The organism is Pseudomonas sp. Marseille-Q1929 (assembly GCF_017316265.1).
GTDB lineage: Bacteria > Pseudomonadota > Gammaproteobacteria > Pseudomonadales > Pseudomonadaceae > Aquipseudomonas.
Window position 1 is genome coordinate 156,906 of record NZ_JAFLWU010000003.1, and the last position, 13,717, is coordinate 170,622.

The 13,717-nt window shown below is 60.6% G+C and carries 12 protein-coding genes; 4 read left to right on the plus strand and 8 right to left on the minus strand.

The window, feature by feature from the left end; all coding sequences use genetic code 11:
* From J1G37_RS06665 to J1G37_RS06685, 5 genes are read right to left on the minus strand one after another with little or no spacing between them, the layout of a single operon-like run.
* Nucleotides 1-996: a MoxR family ATPase gene (locus tag J1G37_RS06665; RefSeq protein WP_207040621.1), complete on the minus strand. Its 996-nt coding sequence runs from the start codon at nucleotides 994-996 to the stop codon at nucleotides 1-3.
* Nucleotides 993-2,150 carry a DUF4350 domain-containing protein gene (locus J1G37_RS06670; protein ID WP_207040622.1) on the minus strand — a complete coding sequence of 386 codons (1,158 nt, stop codon included), beginning with the start codon at nucleotides 2,148-2,150 and terminating at the stop codon, nucleotides 993-995. Before J1G37_RS06670 ends, J1G37_RS06665 begins: the two co-directional genes overlap by 4 nt.
* Nucleotides 2,147-3,676: a DUF4129 domain-containing protein gene (locus tag J1G37_RS06675; protein ID WP_207040623.1), complete on the minus strand. Its 1,530-nt coding sequence runs from the start codon at nucleotides 3,674-3,676 to the stop codon at nucleotides 2,147-2,149. Before J1G37_RS06675 ends, J1G37_RS06670 begins: the two co-directional genes overlap by 4 nt.
* Nucleotides 3,663-4,643 carry a stage II sporulation protein M gene (locus J1G37_RS06680; protein WP_207040624.1) on the minus strand — a complete coding sequence of 327 codons (981 nt, stop codon included), beginning with the start codon at nucleotides 4,641-4,643 and terminating at the stop codon, nucleotides 3,663-3,665. Before J1G37_RS06680 ends, J1G37_RS06675 begins: the two co-directional genes overlap by 14 nt.
* Nucleotides 4,640-5,332, minus strand: coding sequence for an RDD family protein (locus J1G37_RS06685; protein WP_207040625.1), 693 nt, complete (start codon nucleotides 5,330-5,332; stop codon nucleotides 4,640-4,642). The genes J1G37_RS06680 and J1G37_RS06685 overlap by 4 nt, the downstream gene beginning before the upstream one ends.
* A gap of 167 nt (nucleotides 5,333-5,499) precedes the next feature.
* On the opposite strand from J1G37_RS06685, the gene sbcB reads away from it, so the two are divergent.
* On the plus strand, nucleotides 5,500-6,927 hold the full coding sequence (gene sbcB / locus J1G37_RS06690) for an exodeoxyribonuclease I (RefSeq protein WP_207040626.1): 1,428 nt from the start codon (nucleotides 5,500-5,502) through the stop codon (nucleotides 6,925-6,927).
* Between the two features lie 86 nt (nucleotides 6,928-7,013).
* Here the strand turns inward: sbcB and mvaT are convergent, their stop codons facing one another.
* Nucleotides 7,014-7,388 (minus strand): histone-like nucleoid-structuring protein MvaT, encoded by a 375-nt coding sequence (gene mvaT / locus J1G37_RS06695; RefSeq protein WP_005790963.1) that lies wholly within the window; start codon nucleotides 7,386-7,388, stop codon nucleotides 7,014-7,016.
* A gap of 346 nt (nucleotides 7,389-7,734) precedes the next feature.
* Between mvaT and purU the strand changes: the two genes are divergently transcribed.
* Entirely contained in the window at nucleotides 7,735-8,583 is an 849-nt protein-coding gene (gene purU, locus J1G37_RS06700) for a formyltetrahydrofolate deformylase (protein WP_124524960.1), read from the plus strand.
* 84 nt (nucleotides 8,584-8,667) lie between these two features.
* Complete coding sequence (locus tag J1G37_RS06705; protein WP_207040627.1) at nucleotides 8,668-8,838, plus strand: hypothetical protein; 171 nt, start codon at nucleotides 8,668-8,670, stop codon at nucleotides 8,836-8,838.
* A gap of 557 nt (nucleotides 8,839-9,395) precedes the next feature.
* Here J1G37_RS06705 and J1G37_RS06710 read toward each other — a convergent pair.
* Nucleotides 9,396-11,285, minus strand: coding sequence for a methyl-accepting chemotaxis protein (locus tag J1G37_RS06710; RefSeq protein ID WP_207040628.1), 1,890 nt, complete (start codon nucleotides 11,283-11,285; stop codon nucleotides 9,396-9,398).
* Nucleotides 11,286-11,489: 204 nt separating this feature from the next.
* Here J1G37_RS06710 and J1G37_RS06715 point away from each other — a divergent pair, with 204 nt between their 5' ends.
* A complete protein-coding gene (locus J1G37_RS06715; RefSeq protein WP_207040629.1) occupies nucleotides 11,490-12,968 on the plus strand; it encodes a helicase HerA-like domain-containing protein in 1,479 nt (492 codons plus the stop codon).
* Between the two features lie 4 nt (nucleotides 12,969-12,972).
* Here the strand turns inward: J1G37_RS06715 and J1G37_RS06720 are convergent, their stop codons facing one another.
* Nucleotides 12,973-13,428, minus strand: a complete 456-nt coding sequence (locus J1G37_RS06720) for a DciA family protein (protein WP_026136959.1) — start codon at nucleotides 13,426-13,428, stop codon at nucleotides 12,973-12,975.
* Between the last annotated feature and the right edge of the window lie 289 nt (nucleotides 13,429-13,717).

A 13,717-nucleotide genomic window follows, 5' to 3' on the forward strand; every position in this document is an offset into this window, starting at 1 on the left:
TCACTGCCGAGGGGCCGGGATCTGGTCGAGCATTTGCTTGAGCACCTGGTCCACGTCCAATCCGTCGATGTCCAGTTCCGGGGCAATACGCACCCGGTGGCGCAATACGGCCAAGGCGCAACTCTTGATGTCGTCCGGGGTGACGAACTCGCCGCCGCGCAACAGGGCCCTGGCCCGGGCACCGCGCACCAGGGCGATGGACGCACGCGGGCCGGCGCCAATGGTCAAGCCGGGCCAGCTGCGGGTGGCGCGTGCCAGGCGCACGGCATAATCCAGGACTTGCTCGTCCAGGGCGAGCTCACTGGCGATCTGCTGGAGTTGCAGCACATCGTCGGCGTGCAGCACGGTGCGCAGGGGTTGTACGTCGAGCATGTCGGCGCGGGATGAGCGCGTGACTTCACGCACCATGTCCAGTTCCTGCTGGGCATCCGGGTAGTCCATGCGCACCTTCAGCATGAAACGGTCCAGTTCGGCCTCGGGCAACGGGTAGGTGCCTTCCTGTTCGATCGGGTTCTGGGTTGCCAGCACCATGAACGGTTGACCAATGGGCAACGCTTCCCCTTCAAGCGTGACCTGGCGCTCCTGCATGGCTTCGAGCAAGGCAGCCTGGGTCTTGGCAGGGGCACGGTTGATTTCGTCAGCCAGCAGCAAATGGGTAAATAGCGGCCCTTTGCGCAGCTTGAACTGCTCGGTGTGCAGGTCGTACACGGCGTGGCCGGTGACATCGCTGGGCATCAAGTCCGGGGTGAACTGGATGCGCGCGAAGTCGCCGCCAAAACACCGCGCCAGGGCACGTACCAGCAAGGTCTTGCCCAGGCCGGGCACGCCTTCAAGCAATACGTGGCCGCCGGCGATCAGTGCCGTGAGTACGTCATCGATCACTTGATCCTGGCCAATCACCGCCTTGCGTAGTTCAACACGCAGGGCCTGTGCCTGCTGGCTTGCCAGGTGCAGGGCTGCGGTCGTCGGAGGCGGTGCCGGGGAATATTCGCTCATAGGGCGTTCCTGAGAGTTTGCAGGCTTGCCACCTGGCGGCTGAAGTCGGCACTGGAAAGCCGTTTTGCCGCAAGTGGGCCGAGGGCCTGGCTGATGACGTGAGAGGGTTGGCGTGTCAGCTGTTCAAGGGCTTGCTGCTGTTCAGCCGTGTCGAGGTGTTCAAAGCCTGGGTGGCGACGCCTTGCGGCGCGCAGGATGTCGCGCTGCAAGGCTTGTAACAAGGCACCCTGGCCACTGCGGCGCAGCAGGAAATCGGCACTGGCCTGCAAGTGTTCCAGCAATTGTCGGCGCGCCTTGGGCGCGGGGGCACGCATCGGGCCTTGGCGCATGCCGGCGTGCCAAAGCGCCAGGGCGAGCAGTGCGGCGAGCGCCACCAGGGCTTGGGGGAAATAGCGCAGCAGCAAGGTGAAGAGGTCATCTACGTCGCTGTTGAACAACAAGGTCACGTCGGTGCCTTGGTTCAGATACCACAACAGCCAGGCGTTGTCGTGCTTGCCGATTGCCGGGTACTTCCACAGGTCGCTGTCGGTGATTACCGTCACATTGCCCTGCCCAAGCTGGAGCTGCATCAGGTGGCTGGACTTTGCGCTGTTGGCGGAAAACTGCGCCAGGTGCTTGGGGTCGGTGAGGTTGAAGTCGGTGTCGAAGCTGAAATAGGCCGGGGCGGTTTCGTTGTCGACATAGAGCTTTGTCAGGTCGGGAGCCCGCTTTTTGCGGGCCGTGGCGGGCTCTTCAGGTTCGTCACTCAATGTTTGCTGAAGATGCAGGCGATCAAGCAGCAAATCGCCGCTTTTGCCGCTTTCTTCGTCCCACAGTGCTTCGGCCACCAACAGCAGATGGCCGCCGGCCTTGGCCCATTCCAGGAGTTGCTCGACCTGGCGAGGCGACATGTTGCTGCGGTCCCCCAGTAACAAGAGGCTGTTGCCCGTGGCGGGAAGGGTCGCCAGGCGCTCCAGGCCGTTGGCGTGTTGGACGCTCAGGCCGTGCTGGCGCAGGAAGTGTTCCGCCGCCAGGTAAGGGTTGGCCCTGGCTTCTGGAGAGGGGCCGTGGTCGATGACTTCGTCGTAGGGGACCGCGTTGCTCCAGAGAAAATAGCTCCCCACCCCCAGCAGGCCCACGAGCAGTAGGCCGATCCACAAGAATGGCCGGTTCATTGGGACGCTCCCGAATTGAACAGGGCGCGCCAGTGACTGCACAGTTGTTGTTGAGCCTGGACCGGGGGAAGGCGATGGCCGTAAGCGAGGTTTTGCCAGTGTCCGGTCAGCTCGTCACTGAATGCCAGCAGCTGTGGCTGTTGCAGCATTTGAATGCGTTCCAGGACCTGGCCTTCGGTGTCCGCGCTTTTGAGCGGCAGGTTGAAATCGTGCAACAGCCGGCTGAGCAGGCCGCGATAGAGCAGGCCGAGCGCTTCCCGTGGCTGCGTGGGCCAAAGTTGCTCAGCGGTGCTGGCGATATCGTCGGGTAGGGTTTCAACCCCCAACTCCAGGCCGAACAGTTGGGTGGGCGGCGGCTTGCCGGGTTTGGGTTGGCGTGGCCGGCGCTGGGTGACAAAGGTGTGCAGCCAGTCACGGTAGCGCCAGACCAGCAGGGCAATGCCGCCTGCCAACAGGCTCCAAAGCACTACTTCCACACCTTGGGCGATGTGTTTGAAGGCATTGCTGTTGAGGTTGTCCAGCAATGCTTGCAGCCAGGCCGGCAGCTTGCCGTTGCCGTGGGGTTTGTTTTTGACGGCAGGCTTTTCTTCGCCGAAGCGATAACGCGTGACAGTCTCCGGGTTCTTGAACGGGGGTTTATCCAGCAGTGCCTTGATCGATTGGCTGGCGGCCTGGGTGCTCACTTGCTCTTGCGTGGAAGCCTCATCGGCCATCGCCGGGCGGCTGAACGGGGCGCAGATCAACACGAACACCAGCAGTGCAAGTGGCACCGCGCTGCTCAGGCGTTGACGCAGGCGGCGGAACACCAGCTCCAGGTCCCAGGCTTCCAGCACGGTGCGGCGATTGAGGTAAAGGCTGAAGCCGCACGCCACGTAGATGGGTTCCCAGAACACCAGGATCAGTGCGTAGAACCCATTGCCCAAGTGTTCCAGCCAGAGCGCCTCTGAACCGGTGGCCAATGCCAGCCGTCGCCAGTCCCAATCCAGTTCCAGCTGTTGGGGGATGAACAAATAGAACAGGGCCATGCAACCCAGCCACAGGCCTATCTCCAGGTGCATCCCGATAAGGGTCAACCAGCGCCCGGCCCCGGCGTTGCGTTGTTGCAATACGCCTAGACGACGCTGGCGTTCCTTGCCATCCAGGCCTTCGAGTTGGCTGACGGGCATTGCGAAGCTGCGGCTCAGGCTGAATCGCCGCCAGGTCAGGCTGGCCAGCAATTGGCCCTTGAGCAGGCGCGGCCAATGGCGCACGGCTTGGCCGATACCCGGCGTTTCTGCGAACAGGGTTTTGGACAGGATATACAGCGGCAGACGATCAAAGGCCGGCTTCAACCACCAGAACAGGAACATGACCATGGAGGGGTACTTCCATAGCAGTGCGGTCAGCAACGCGAAAATCGGCAATGTCACCAACGCCCAACTGCCCATCAGCAGCCAGCGATGTTCCTGCGCCATGAGCACCCCAAGGTCCATGGCCTCCCAGGATGTGCGAGGGCGAATCACCACGCTTGCGTTACTCAGGCGCATGGCGAATCCGTCCGGCAAAGATCAGGTAAGTGGCTACCAGCAGCCAGAGCAGGGCGCCCACGAGGTATTTGAGCCAGGGTGCAGTGCTGGTGGTGGAGGACCAATAGGCTTCGATAAACGCTGCGATCAGGAGGAACGCCATCACGCCGCAGAGCATCTGCACGCTTTGATGGGCCGCCAGCCTCAGGGATTCACCACGGGTCAGTTGCCCGGGGGCGATCAGCGCCCAGCCCAACTGCAGGCCTGCCGCGCCGGCCAGGGCGATGGCACTGAGTTCAAAGGCACCATGGCCGATCACGAATGACCAGAACGTCTGGCCGTAGCCGATTTCGGTGAGGTGCCCGGAGACCGCGCCGATGATCAGGCCGTTGAAAATCAAGAAGAACACGCTGCCCAGGCCCAGGAGCAAACCGGCGGCAAAGGTCTGGAAGGCGATACCGATGTTGTGCATCACGTAGTAGCCAAACATCATCCAGTCTTCACTTGACGCGCGCTCGGCGGCCCGCCCGAGGCGGCTGGCAGCGGGGTCATACATGCTTTGCATCTCGGCCACCTGCTGGGGGCTGACGATGCTGTAGATCAGGTCGGGAAACAGGAACACCAGCACTGCTACGCCCACCAGGCTGCCGAAGAACAGCAGGCTGGCGGCCAACACAAAGCGCCACTGGGCGCGCACCAGGCGCGGGAAGTCCGCGAGTACGAAGCTCAGTACCTTCGCCCCCAATTGGCTGCGATGGCGATACAACTGTTGATGGCCACGCAGGGCCAATTGCTGCAGCGGGTCCACCAGGTAACTGCTGTAGCCGCGCTCCTGCGCCAGGGCGAGGTGTTGGCACAGGCGTCGATACTGATGGGGGAAACCGGCCAGGTCACTGGCCTTGGCCTTGCCTTGCTCCAACTGTTCCAGCTGTGCCGTGAAGGCTTGCCATTGAGGCTGGTGACGCTGTTCGAAGAGGCTCTGTTTCATGTCGGCCCCAACAAGCCACGGGCCACGCCGTTGAGTTGCTCGACGGCCCGGGCCGGAGACACCTGCAAGGGCGTCGCGAGGATCGAAGCCAGTTCGTGAACCCGCTCGGTGGACAGTTCACCCTGGCGTTCGGCAAAGCCGAGAATGGCGCGCTGCTCGTCGAGGTCCAGTGCAAAGGGTAGGCGCAGGGCAGCGGCCTGGGGCACTTTGGGGCGTGGCAGGGGGCGTTCGTGGTAGATCACCAGGGTGCCGGCGGCCAAGTCGCCGAGTCGTTTGAAATGCGGGTGCTGCAGGCAACTGATAGCCCCCAGAAAATATCCGAAAGGCAGCATGTCGATAAAGCGCAGCAGATTGCGAATCAAAGAGGCTGACCAACTGATGGGTGTGCCATCGTCCTGAACGACACGCAGGCCCATCACTTGCTTGCCCGGCGAGCAGCCCTGGTTGAGCACTTCGAACAGCACCATGTACCACCAGCTGACCAGGAACAGCAGCAGCGAACCGATGCCGATCCCCAGGTTGCCGAGCAACGCCAGGGGGACGATGAGGATTCCCATGATCAGCCCGCGCAAGCCCAGGTCGAACGCAAAGGCCAATGCACGCGGCGCAAGGCCCGCAGGGCGTAACGGCAGGTCGATGCCCTCCGGTGTTTCGATCTGGTAGCGGGTGTCCAATGGGGCTGATGGCATCGCGATCCTTGGCAGTGCAGTGTGGCTGGCAGACACGGATGCTAGCAGTGTCGGCGCTGGAAGCAACCACTCAAGCTTTTGCTGGATGTTTGTACAGGCGAGATCGCGCTGGCTTCGAGCGCCTTGCAGCGCCTAGACTTTGCGCATCATCAGCACAGGAACAGCCCGTGACCTCCATTTTCTGGTACGACTATGAAACCACCGGCATCAACCCGCGCAGCGATCGTCCGCTTCAGGTCGCCGGTATTCGCACCGACCTCGAACTGAACGAAGTCGGGCCGCCGGTCAACCTGTACTGCCAACCCAGCGACGATATCCTGCCCCATCCTGCCGCGTGTGCGATCACTGGCATCACCCCGGACATCCTCGCGCAAAAGGGTTTGGCCGAGGCTGATTTCATGACGCGGGTACACGCGCAGCTGGCAGCCCCTGGTACCTGCGGAGCGGGTTACAACACCCTGCGGTTTGACGATGAAATGACGCGCTACAGCCTGTATCGCAACTTTTTCGACCCTTATGCGCGTGAGTGGCAAGGGGGTAACAGCCGCTGGGATTTGATCGATGTGGTGCGCACCGCCTACGCCCTGCGCCCGGAAGGCATCGAGTGGCCGCAACAGGACGGGCGCGTCACGCTCAAGCTCGAACGCCTGACCGCGGCCAACGGCATTGACCACGGCCAGGCCCACGATGCCTTGTCCGACGTGCGTGCCACCATCGCGTTGGCGCGGCTGGTACGGGAAAAACAGCCCAAGCTGTACGACTGGCTGTTCGAGCTGCGCAGCAAGCAGCGTGTAATGGACCAGGTGCGGCTGCTGCAACCGATGGTGCATATTTCCGGGCGCTTTTCTGCTGAACGCCATTACCTGGGCGTGGTATTGCCGTTGGCGTGGCACCCACGCAACCGCAATGCATTGATCGTGTGCGACCTGGGCCTCGACCCTCAGGGGTTGCTGGACCTTGACGCCGAGACGTTACGCCAGCGCCTTTACACGCGGCGTGATGAGCTGGCGGAGGGTGAGTTGCCGGTGCCCCTCAAGTTGCTGCACATCAATCGCTGCCCGGTAGTGGCGCCATTGAGTGTGCTGCGGGCGCAAGATCGCGAGCGGCTGCAATTGGATATGGACAGTTATCAGGCGCGCGCGCTGCGGCTAACTGACGCACAGGAAGTTTGGCGCGACAAGTTGGCGGCGATTTATGCCGAGGAAGATTTTGCGCCGACCAGTGACCCGGAGCAGCAGCTTTATGATGGTTTTATCGGTGATCGTGATCGTCGCTTATGCGAGCAAGTGCGCAACGCCGAGCCGGCACAATTAGCCAGCCAGCCGTGGCCTTTCGATGATCATCGGCTGCCCGAATTATTATTTCGCTACCGTGCGCGTAACTTTCCAGAGACCTTGAACAGCGAGGAACAACAACGCTGGAAACTGTTCTGTGCGCAGCGTTTGACGGACCCTGATTGGGGGGCGCCGATTACCCTTGAGGCATTTAACCAGGCGCGGCTGGAGTTGGCGGTAAGTGCTACGCCGTATCAGCTTCAGGTGTTGGATCAGTGGCAGCATTATGCCGATTCTTTAGCGGCACGCTTCAATTTGTAATCGGGTTATTAAAAAAATGGCAATAAAAAACGCCAGCAAGCTGGCGTTTTTTATGTGTCGTGTATCAGGCCTTGGCCCGATGAGGCTTAGCCCAGCAGGGTAGCCCAGCCTTCAACCACGTCACCACCCCACTTGGCTTTCCACTCTTTCAGCGTTTTGTGGTTGCCACCTTTGGTTTCAATCACTTCGCCGTTGTGCGGGTTCTTGTATTGCTTGACCTTGCGCGCACGCTTGGTGCCGGTAGTTTTCACGGCGCCACGTGGGGCCTTAACTTTCGACTCTGGGTCCAGCAGCGCGATGATGTCACGCAGGGACTTGGAGTACTCACCCATCAGGGTGCGCAGTTTGCCTTCGAATTCCAGCTCAGTTTGCAGCTTGTCGTCTTGGGACAGGTTCTTCAAACGGGCTTGCAGCTCTTTGATAGCTTCTTCGGTGGCGCGGTATTCGTTGATCAGGGACATGTGGACTACCTTATGTAGAGCGCTGATTGACAGGAAGTGGGCCAATAATAGTCAGGCCAAATCCTCAAGTAAACATTTAAGGGTGTATTTATGTGAATTACGTTGAATGTTTGTGGCAATGCCCTGCGTTCGAATTAATTAATAGGGCGTAGGCCGCAAAGATAATCTCCTTAAAAGGCCTAACTGCTCAATCTTGCAGTTAAGCGTTCATATAACGCTGGTAAAACCTTACGCTGTTAAGGGATGTGTCCGGGGCGAGCGCTCAGAATGGGCGTAACGGATACTGCAGTTTTTCTGCGTTGTCGCTAGAATGGCGGCCTTTGCGAAGTTCTGGAGTTTCCCCCTAATGCGCACTTTTCGGCTGGTGATTGCTTGCCCGGACCGGGTTGGTATCGTTGCCAAAGTCAGTAATTTCCTGGCCTCCCACAACGGCTGGATCACCGAGGCGAGCCATCACTCGGACAATCTCAGCGGTTGGTTCTTCATGCGTCACGAGATTCGTGCCGATTCGCTGCCCTTTGGTCTTGATGCCTTCCGCGACGCATTTGCGCCGATTGCCGAAGAGTTCTCGATGACCTGGCACATCACCGACACCGAGCAGAAGAAGCGCGTGGTGCTGATGGCCAGTCGCGAATCCCACTGCCTCGCCGACTTGCTGCACCGCTGGCACAGTGATGAGCTGGACTGCGAGATCGCCTGTGTGATTTCCAACCATGATGACCTGCGCAGTATGGTCGAGTGGCATGGCATCCCGTATTACCACGTGCCGGTCAACCCGCAGGACAAGGAGCCGGCCTTTGCCGAGGTCTCCCGCCTGGTCAAGCAGCATGAAGCCGACGTCGTCGTGCTGGCGCGCTACATGCAGATCCTGCCGCCGGAGCTGTGCAGTGAGTACGCGGGCAAGGTGATCAACATTCACCACAGCTTCCTGCCGTCGTTTGTTGGCGCCAAGCCTTATCACCAGGCTTCGCTGCGCGGCGTGAAGCTGATTGGCGCGACGTGCCACTACGTGACCGAAGAGCTGGACGCCGGCCCGATCATCGAGCAGGACGTGGTACGCGTCAGCCACAGCGACAGCATTGAAGACATGGTGCGCTTCGGTCGTGATGTCGAGAAGATGGTGCTGGCCCGTGGCCTGCGCTATCACCTGGAAGACCGCGTGTTGGTACACGGCAACAAGACTGTCGTGTTCTGATCATCGCGTTGTGATTGAAGAATGAAGGGCCTGGGCGTTAAATCGTCCCAGGCCCTTTTTTTGCCTGCCGTTTAGGAGTGGACCATGAGCGATCCGCTGGACAAAGCCACGTCCAAAGCCCCGGTGACGTTGGGGGAGGGCTGTTTGAGTCGGTATGACCCCGATGACCTCGACGCTGAAGACGGCACCGAATTCCCGGGTGCCGCCGAGCTGTGGGAGCGTGAGCAGGGCAAGGCCGAAGACGACAAGGCGTAACGGCTTGCCCTTGATGGGAACAGGTATCTACACAACTTTGAGCATTACTGCTGGACCTGTGGCGAGGGAGCTTGCTCCCGTGACGGCCTGGCAGTCGGGCGATTTTTACCAGCTGTAAACCGGTTCAAAATGTGGGAGCTGGCTTGCCTGCGATAGCTATGTGTCAGGCGCTGGGGCTTTTTGGTCGGAGTACATATCCGTTATTTAGGTAACGGCGGCTAATGGTTCCGCCCTTACGGCGGGTCACTTTTGGAAAAGCGCCAAAAGTAACCAAAAACGCTTCGCCCCACCACTCGGCACCTCGCCTAGGCTCGGTGTGCCCTCTCTCCGGCTTGAATCCGTGGGCCGCCGTCATGGGCCATCCTTGGCCCAGGACGGCTAACCCGGCGTCCTGCCGGGTTACCCACGGATTCAAGCCTGCGTTCGGCCAGCGTGGTTAACGGGGCGCCTCAGATCAAAAGCTGAAAAGCCAGAGCCAGAGCCAAAGCCAAGGCCAAAGCCAAAGCTTCGGGTTTTGTCAGGTTCAGTCGTTGTGTAGTTACCTATGCCTTGATGGGTTAGATGCGGAAGCTGCCGACCAACTGCTTCAATCGCCCGGCCTGCTGCTCAAGGTCGGCGCAGGCGCGCAAGGTCGATTGCAGGTTTTCCACGCCTTCCTGGTTGAGGGTGTTGATCTCGGTGATGTCCATGTTGATCGACTCCACCACAGAGGTCTGTTCCTCGGTGGCGGTGGCGACCGACTGGTTCATGCCGTCGATCTCGCCGATGCGCTGGGTCACGCTGTTCAGGCGTTCGCCGGCGAGGTTGGCAATCTCCACGCTGTCTTGGCTGTGGCGCTGGCTTTCACTCATGGTGCTGACCGAATCCCGCGCGCCGACTTGCAGTTCTTCGATCATGGTTTGCACCTGTTGCGCCGACTCCTGGGTACGGTGGGCCAGATTGCGTACTTCGTCGGCCACCACGGCAAACCCACGGCCTGCTTCCCCGGCACGGGCCGCTTCGATAGCGGCGTTGAGCGCCAGCAGGTTGGTTTGCTGGGAGATGCTGGTGATCACTTCGAGGATCTGCCCGATGTTCACTGTTTTACTGTTAAGTGCTTCGATATTGGCGCTGGAAGTGCTGATCATCGCTGATAGCTGAGTCATCGCCTTGATATTGCGTTCCACCACTTGCTGACCGTCTTCCGCGAGGTTGCGGGCATCGCTGGCCTGGCTGGAGGCTTGCGCGGCGTTGCGGGCGATTTCCTGGGCGGCGGCCCCCAATTGGTTGATGGCGGCGGCGACGCTGTTGGTGCGGTTGGCCTGTTCGTCGGAGTTGAGCATCGACGAGTTGGAGGCGCTGACCACGCGCAGGGCCACTTCATTGACCTGGCCTGTGGCCGACGACACTTCCCGGATCGAGGTATGAATGCGCTCGACGAAACGGTTGAAGGCGTTGCCCAGGGTGCCGAATTCGTCGTGGTTCTGGATGGTCAGGCGGCGGGTCAGGTCACCCTCGCCATCGGCGATGTCTTGCATGGCACGGGTCATCAGGTGCAGCGGTTGCAGCAGCACGCGGATCAACATGCCGAGCAGGGCGATGATGATCACCACGGCAATCACCGTCGCGATCACCGCCGAGGTGCGGAATTCGCTGAGCATGGCGAAAGCTTTGTCTTTATCCACCGAAATGCCCAGGTACCAGTTCACCGACGGCAAACCTTTGATCGGCGTGAAGGTAATGATGTTGTCCTTGCCGTTGGCCTGGACTTCGCTGAAGTCGCTGCTGATTTTCGGGGTGTTGTTTGGATAGACATCGGCCAGGGACTTCATCACCAGGTTCTTGTCCGGGTGTACCAGGACCTTGCCGTCGGCGCTGACCAGGAACGCATAACCCATACCGCCCAGGTTCAGTGCGCCAATGTTGTCCACCAGGGTTTGCAGGCTCAGGTCACCGCCCACCACGCCGATGGCCTGGCCGGCCTTGGTGCTCGGGGTGGCGATGGAAATGATCAACTTGCCGGTCGCTGCGTCGATGTAGGGCTCGGTCAGGGTTGAACCGTTGCTGGTCTGGGCGCCCTTGTACCAGGGGCGGGTGCGCGGGTCGAAGCCGTCTGGCATCTTGGTGTCGGGGCGAATGGTGAAGGCGCCGGTGCTGTCGCCGACGTAGGTTGCCATGAACGAGGACGTCAGGCTTTTCTGGTCCAGCAGGCTGGCGACCACGTTGGGTTCTGGGTTGATGGCGATGTTTTGCGCGGCGTTCTCGACCAGCGCAATGCGCCCGCTGAGCCAGGTTTGAATATTGCCAGCGGTGACATCGCCCATTTCATGCAGGTAACTGTTGAGGTTGTTGCGGATCGCGTTGCGTTGCAGGTAATCGTTGTAGAGGGTAAACAGCGCAAAAGCGGCGACGACGATAAGGGAGGCTGCAAGCAGGATTTTGTGGCTGAAGCGAAGATTTTTATTCATGGCTTGTAGGGTCCGCTAAGGTCTTGATATCCGATGCGCGCCCTTATGGGATGCGCGGAATGGCAGCGTCAAAAAAGGTGTGTTATTGCTTGTGACAGTTCCGCTGGCTCCTGTGGGAACGATCTGACCTATTTTTAGACTTTGTGGGTCTCACATCTGTCTATATCGACCTTGCAGCACTAAAGCTTAACCACGGGTGAGAAAATGTCCGACTCCAAGCAACTCCTGATCGGCGCAGACCTTGAAGGCCAGCCCATCGCCCAGGCCATGCGCCTGGCCAACCGCCACGGGCTCATTGCCGGCGCCACCGGCACGGGCAAGACCGTGACCTTGCAGCGCCTGGCGGAAGCGTTCAGCGACGCGGGTGTGGCGGTATTTGCCGCCGACATCAAGGGCGACCTCTGTGGCCTGGGCGCCGCAGCCAACCCGCAAGGCAAGGTGGCCGAGCGGATTGCCGGCATGCCCTTCCTCAATTACACGGCCAAGGCTTACCCGGTCACGTTGTGGGATATCCACGGGCAGTCCGGTCATCCATTGCGCACCACCATCAGCGAAATGGGCCCGTTGCTGCTGGGAGCATTGTTGGAACTCACCGACAGCCAGCAGTCCGCGCTCTACGCGACTTTCAAGGTGGCCGACCGCGAAGGCCTGTTGCTGCTGGACTTGAAGGACCTCAAGGCCCTGCTCAACCACCTGCGTTATCACCCGGAACTGCTGGGCGACGATGCGGCGCTGATGACCACCGGCTCCAGCCAGGCATTGCTGCGGCGCCTGGCGGTGCTGGAGCAGCAGGGCGCCGAAGCCTTGTTTGGCGAGCCGGCCCTGCAACTCGAAGATATCCTGCAACCGGCCAGCGACGGTCGGGGGCGTATCCATCTGCTGGATGCCAGCCGCCTGGTGCATGAGTCGCCGAAGGTCTATGCGACCTTCCTGTTATGGCTGTTGGCGGAGCTGTTCGAGCAATTGCCGGAGCGCGGTGATGCGGACAAACCGTTGCTGGCGCTGTTTTTCGATGAGGCGCATCTGCTGTTTGCCGATACGCCCAAGGCGTTGCAAGAGCGCCTGGAGCAGGTGGTGCGGTTGATCCGTTCCAAAGGGGTGGGCGTGTATTTCGTCACGCAATCTCCAGGGGACCTGCCGGACACGGTGCTGGCGCAGCTTGGCCTACGTATCCAGCATGGCCTGCGGGCGTTCACCACCAAAGAGCAGAAGTCCCTGCGGGCAGTGGCGGATGGTTTCCGGCCAAACCCGGCCTTTGACGCCTTGGCGGTGCTGACCGAGCTGGGCACGGGTGAGGCATTGGTGGGGACGCTACAGGAAAAAGGCACGCCGGAAGTCGTCCAGCGCGTATTGGTTGCACCGCCGCAATCGCGGATCGGGCCGTTGAGCGAGGCTGAGCGCGCGGCGCTGGTCGCCAGTTCGCCGCTTGCGGGGCGCTATGACAAGCCGATCGATCGCGAATCAGCCTACGAAGTGCTGATGGCGCGTAAAGAGTTGGGGCCGACCGAAGAGGCCAAGCCGGCCGATGAGGAACCGAGCTTTACCGACAAGGCCGGTGCATTCCTGAGTACCACGGCGGGCAAGGCGCTGAAATCCGCGATGCAACAAGCTGCCAATCAGATGGGGCGGCAGTTGGTGCGGGGTTTGTTGGGGTCGTTGCTCGGCGGCAGTAAGCGCAAGTAGTGGTTCAGGCCTTCGGCTTGGCGTGGGCGGCGAGCCGTTCCAATGCTGCGCGCAGGCCTGGGTCGCTGATCCCGTCGGCCGTTGCCTGAATGGTTTCGGCCGCGTTTTCCGATAGGTCCATGGTGTGCCCCACCGCGCCTTGCTGGACGGTGGGCGGCTGGACCTTGAACTGGATGCGCATCAGGCTGGCGAATTCATCAAAGGCCATCAACTGCCGTTGCAGGCGTTTTTGCTGATAACGCAAGCGGGTTGCCCAATGGCCGTCTGTGACAATTAGCAGCAGGTTGCCCTCGCGCCAGGACGCCACGTGGCAATGTTCGCGTGCGGCGGGTTGCAGCTGGGTTTCGAGCAGGCGTTGCAGATGGCCCAAGCGTTGCGCATGGCCAAAGATGGCTTTCAACGGCTTGGCTTCGCGAAGCAACGCGCCGGGAGCGCGGGCTATAAGAGGGCGAAATGCCATTATTGGACACCTTAAGTAACAGAGCGGCCATCTTAGCAGAAAGCGCCCGAATGCCCCCACGCAACGCATCGACGGGGCAAAACCTGTGAAATCAATAGGTAACTTCTGTGCTCCATGGGTTGAAGTTCCAGCAAAAGCCCTTATTTTAAACAAGCCCTCTCACAGCACCATGCCGGCATCGAGGAACAACGCCACTTTCCTCACCCACGATTCCGGGTAGAATGCGCGTTCGCATGCGGCCGTGAGGGCTGCTCGGGCCACTCACGGTGCGCCCTCCATCCCTATGTGT

Coding starts and splice junctions, on each gene's coding strand:
- mvaT (WP_005790963.1), bottom strand. CDS start 7,388: ATGTCCCTGATCAACGAATACCGCGCCACCGAAGAAGCTATCAAAGAG.
- J1G37_RS06705 (WP_207040627.1), top strand. CDS start 8,668: ATGAGCGATCCGCTGGACAAAGCCACGTCCAAAGCCCCGGTGACGTTG.
- J1G37_RS06685 (WP_207040625.1), bottom strand. CDS start 5,332: ATGCCATCAGCCCCATTGGACACCCGCTACCAGATCGAAACACCGGAG.
- J1G37_RS06720 (WP_026136959.1), bottom strand. CDS start 13,428: ATGGCATTTCGCCCTCTTATAGCCCGCGCTCCCGGCGCGTTGCTTCGC.
- J1G37_RS06670 (WP_207040622.1), bottom strand. CDS start 2,150: ATGAACCGGCCATTCTTGTGGATCGGCCTACTGCTCGTGGGCCTGCTG.
- J1G37_RS06665 (WP_207040621.1), bottom strand. CDS start 996: ATGAGCGAATATTCCCCGGCACCGCCTCCGACGACCGCAGCCCTGCAC.
- purU (WP_124524960.1), top strand. CDS start 7,735: ATGCGCACTTTTCGGCTGGTGATTGCTTGCCCGGACCGGGTTGGTATC.
- J1G37_RS06675 (WP_207040623.1), bottom strand. CDS start 3,676: ATGCGCCTGAGTAACGCAAGCGTGGTGATTCGCCCTCGCACATCCTGG.
- J1G37_RS06710 (WP_207040628.1), bottom strand. CDS start 11,285: ATGAATAAAAATCTTCGCTTCAGCCACAAAATCCTGCTTGCAGCCTCC.
- J1G37_RS06680 (WP_207040624.1), bottom strand. CDS start 4,643: ATGAAACAGAGCCTCTTCGAACAGCGTCACCAGCCTCAATGGCAAGCC.
- J1G37_RS06715 (WP_207040629.1), top strand. CDS start 11,490: ATGTCCGACTCCAAGCAACTCCTGATCGGCGCAGACCTTGAAGGCCAG.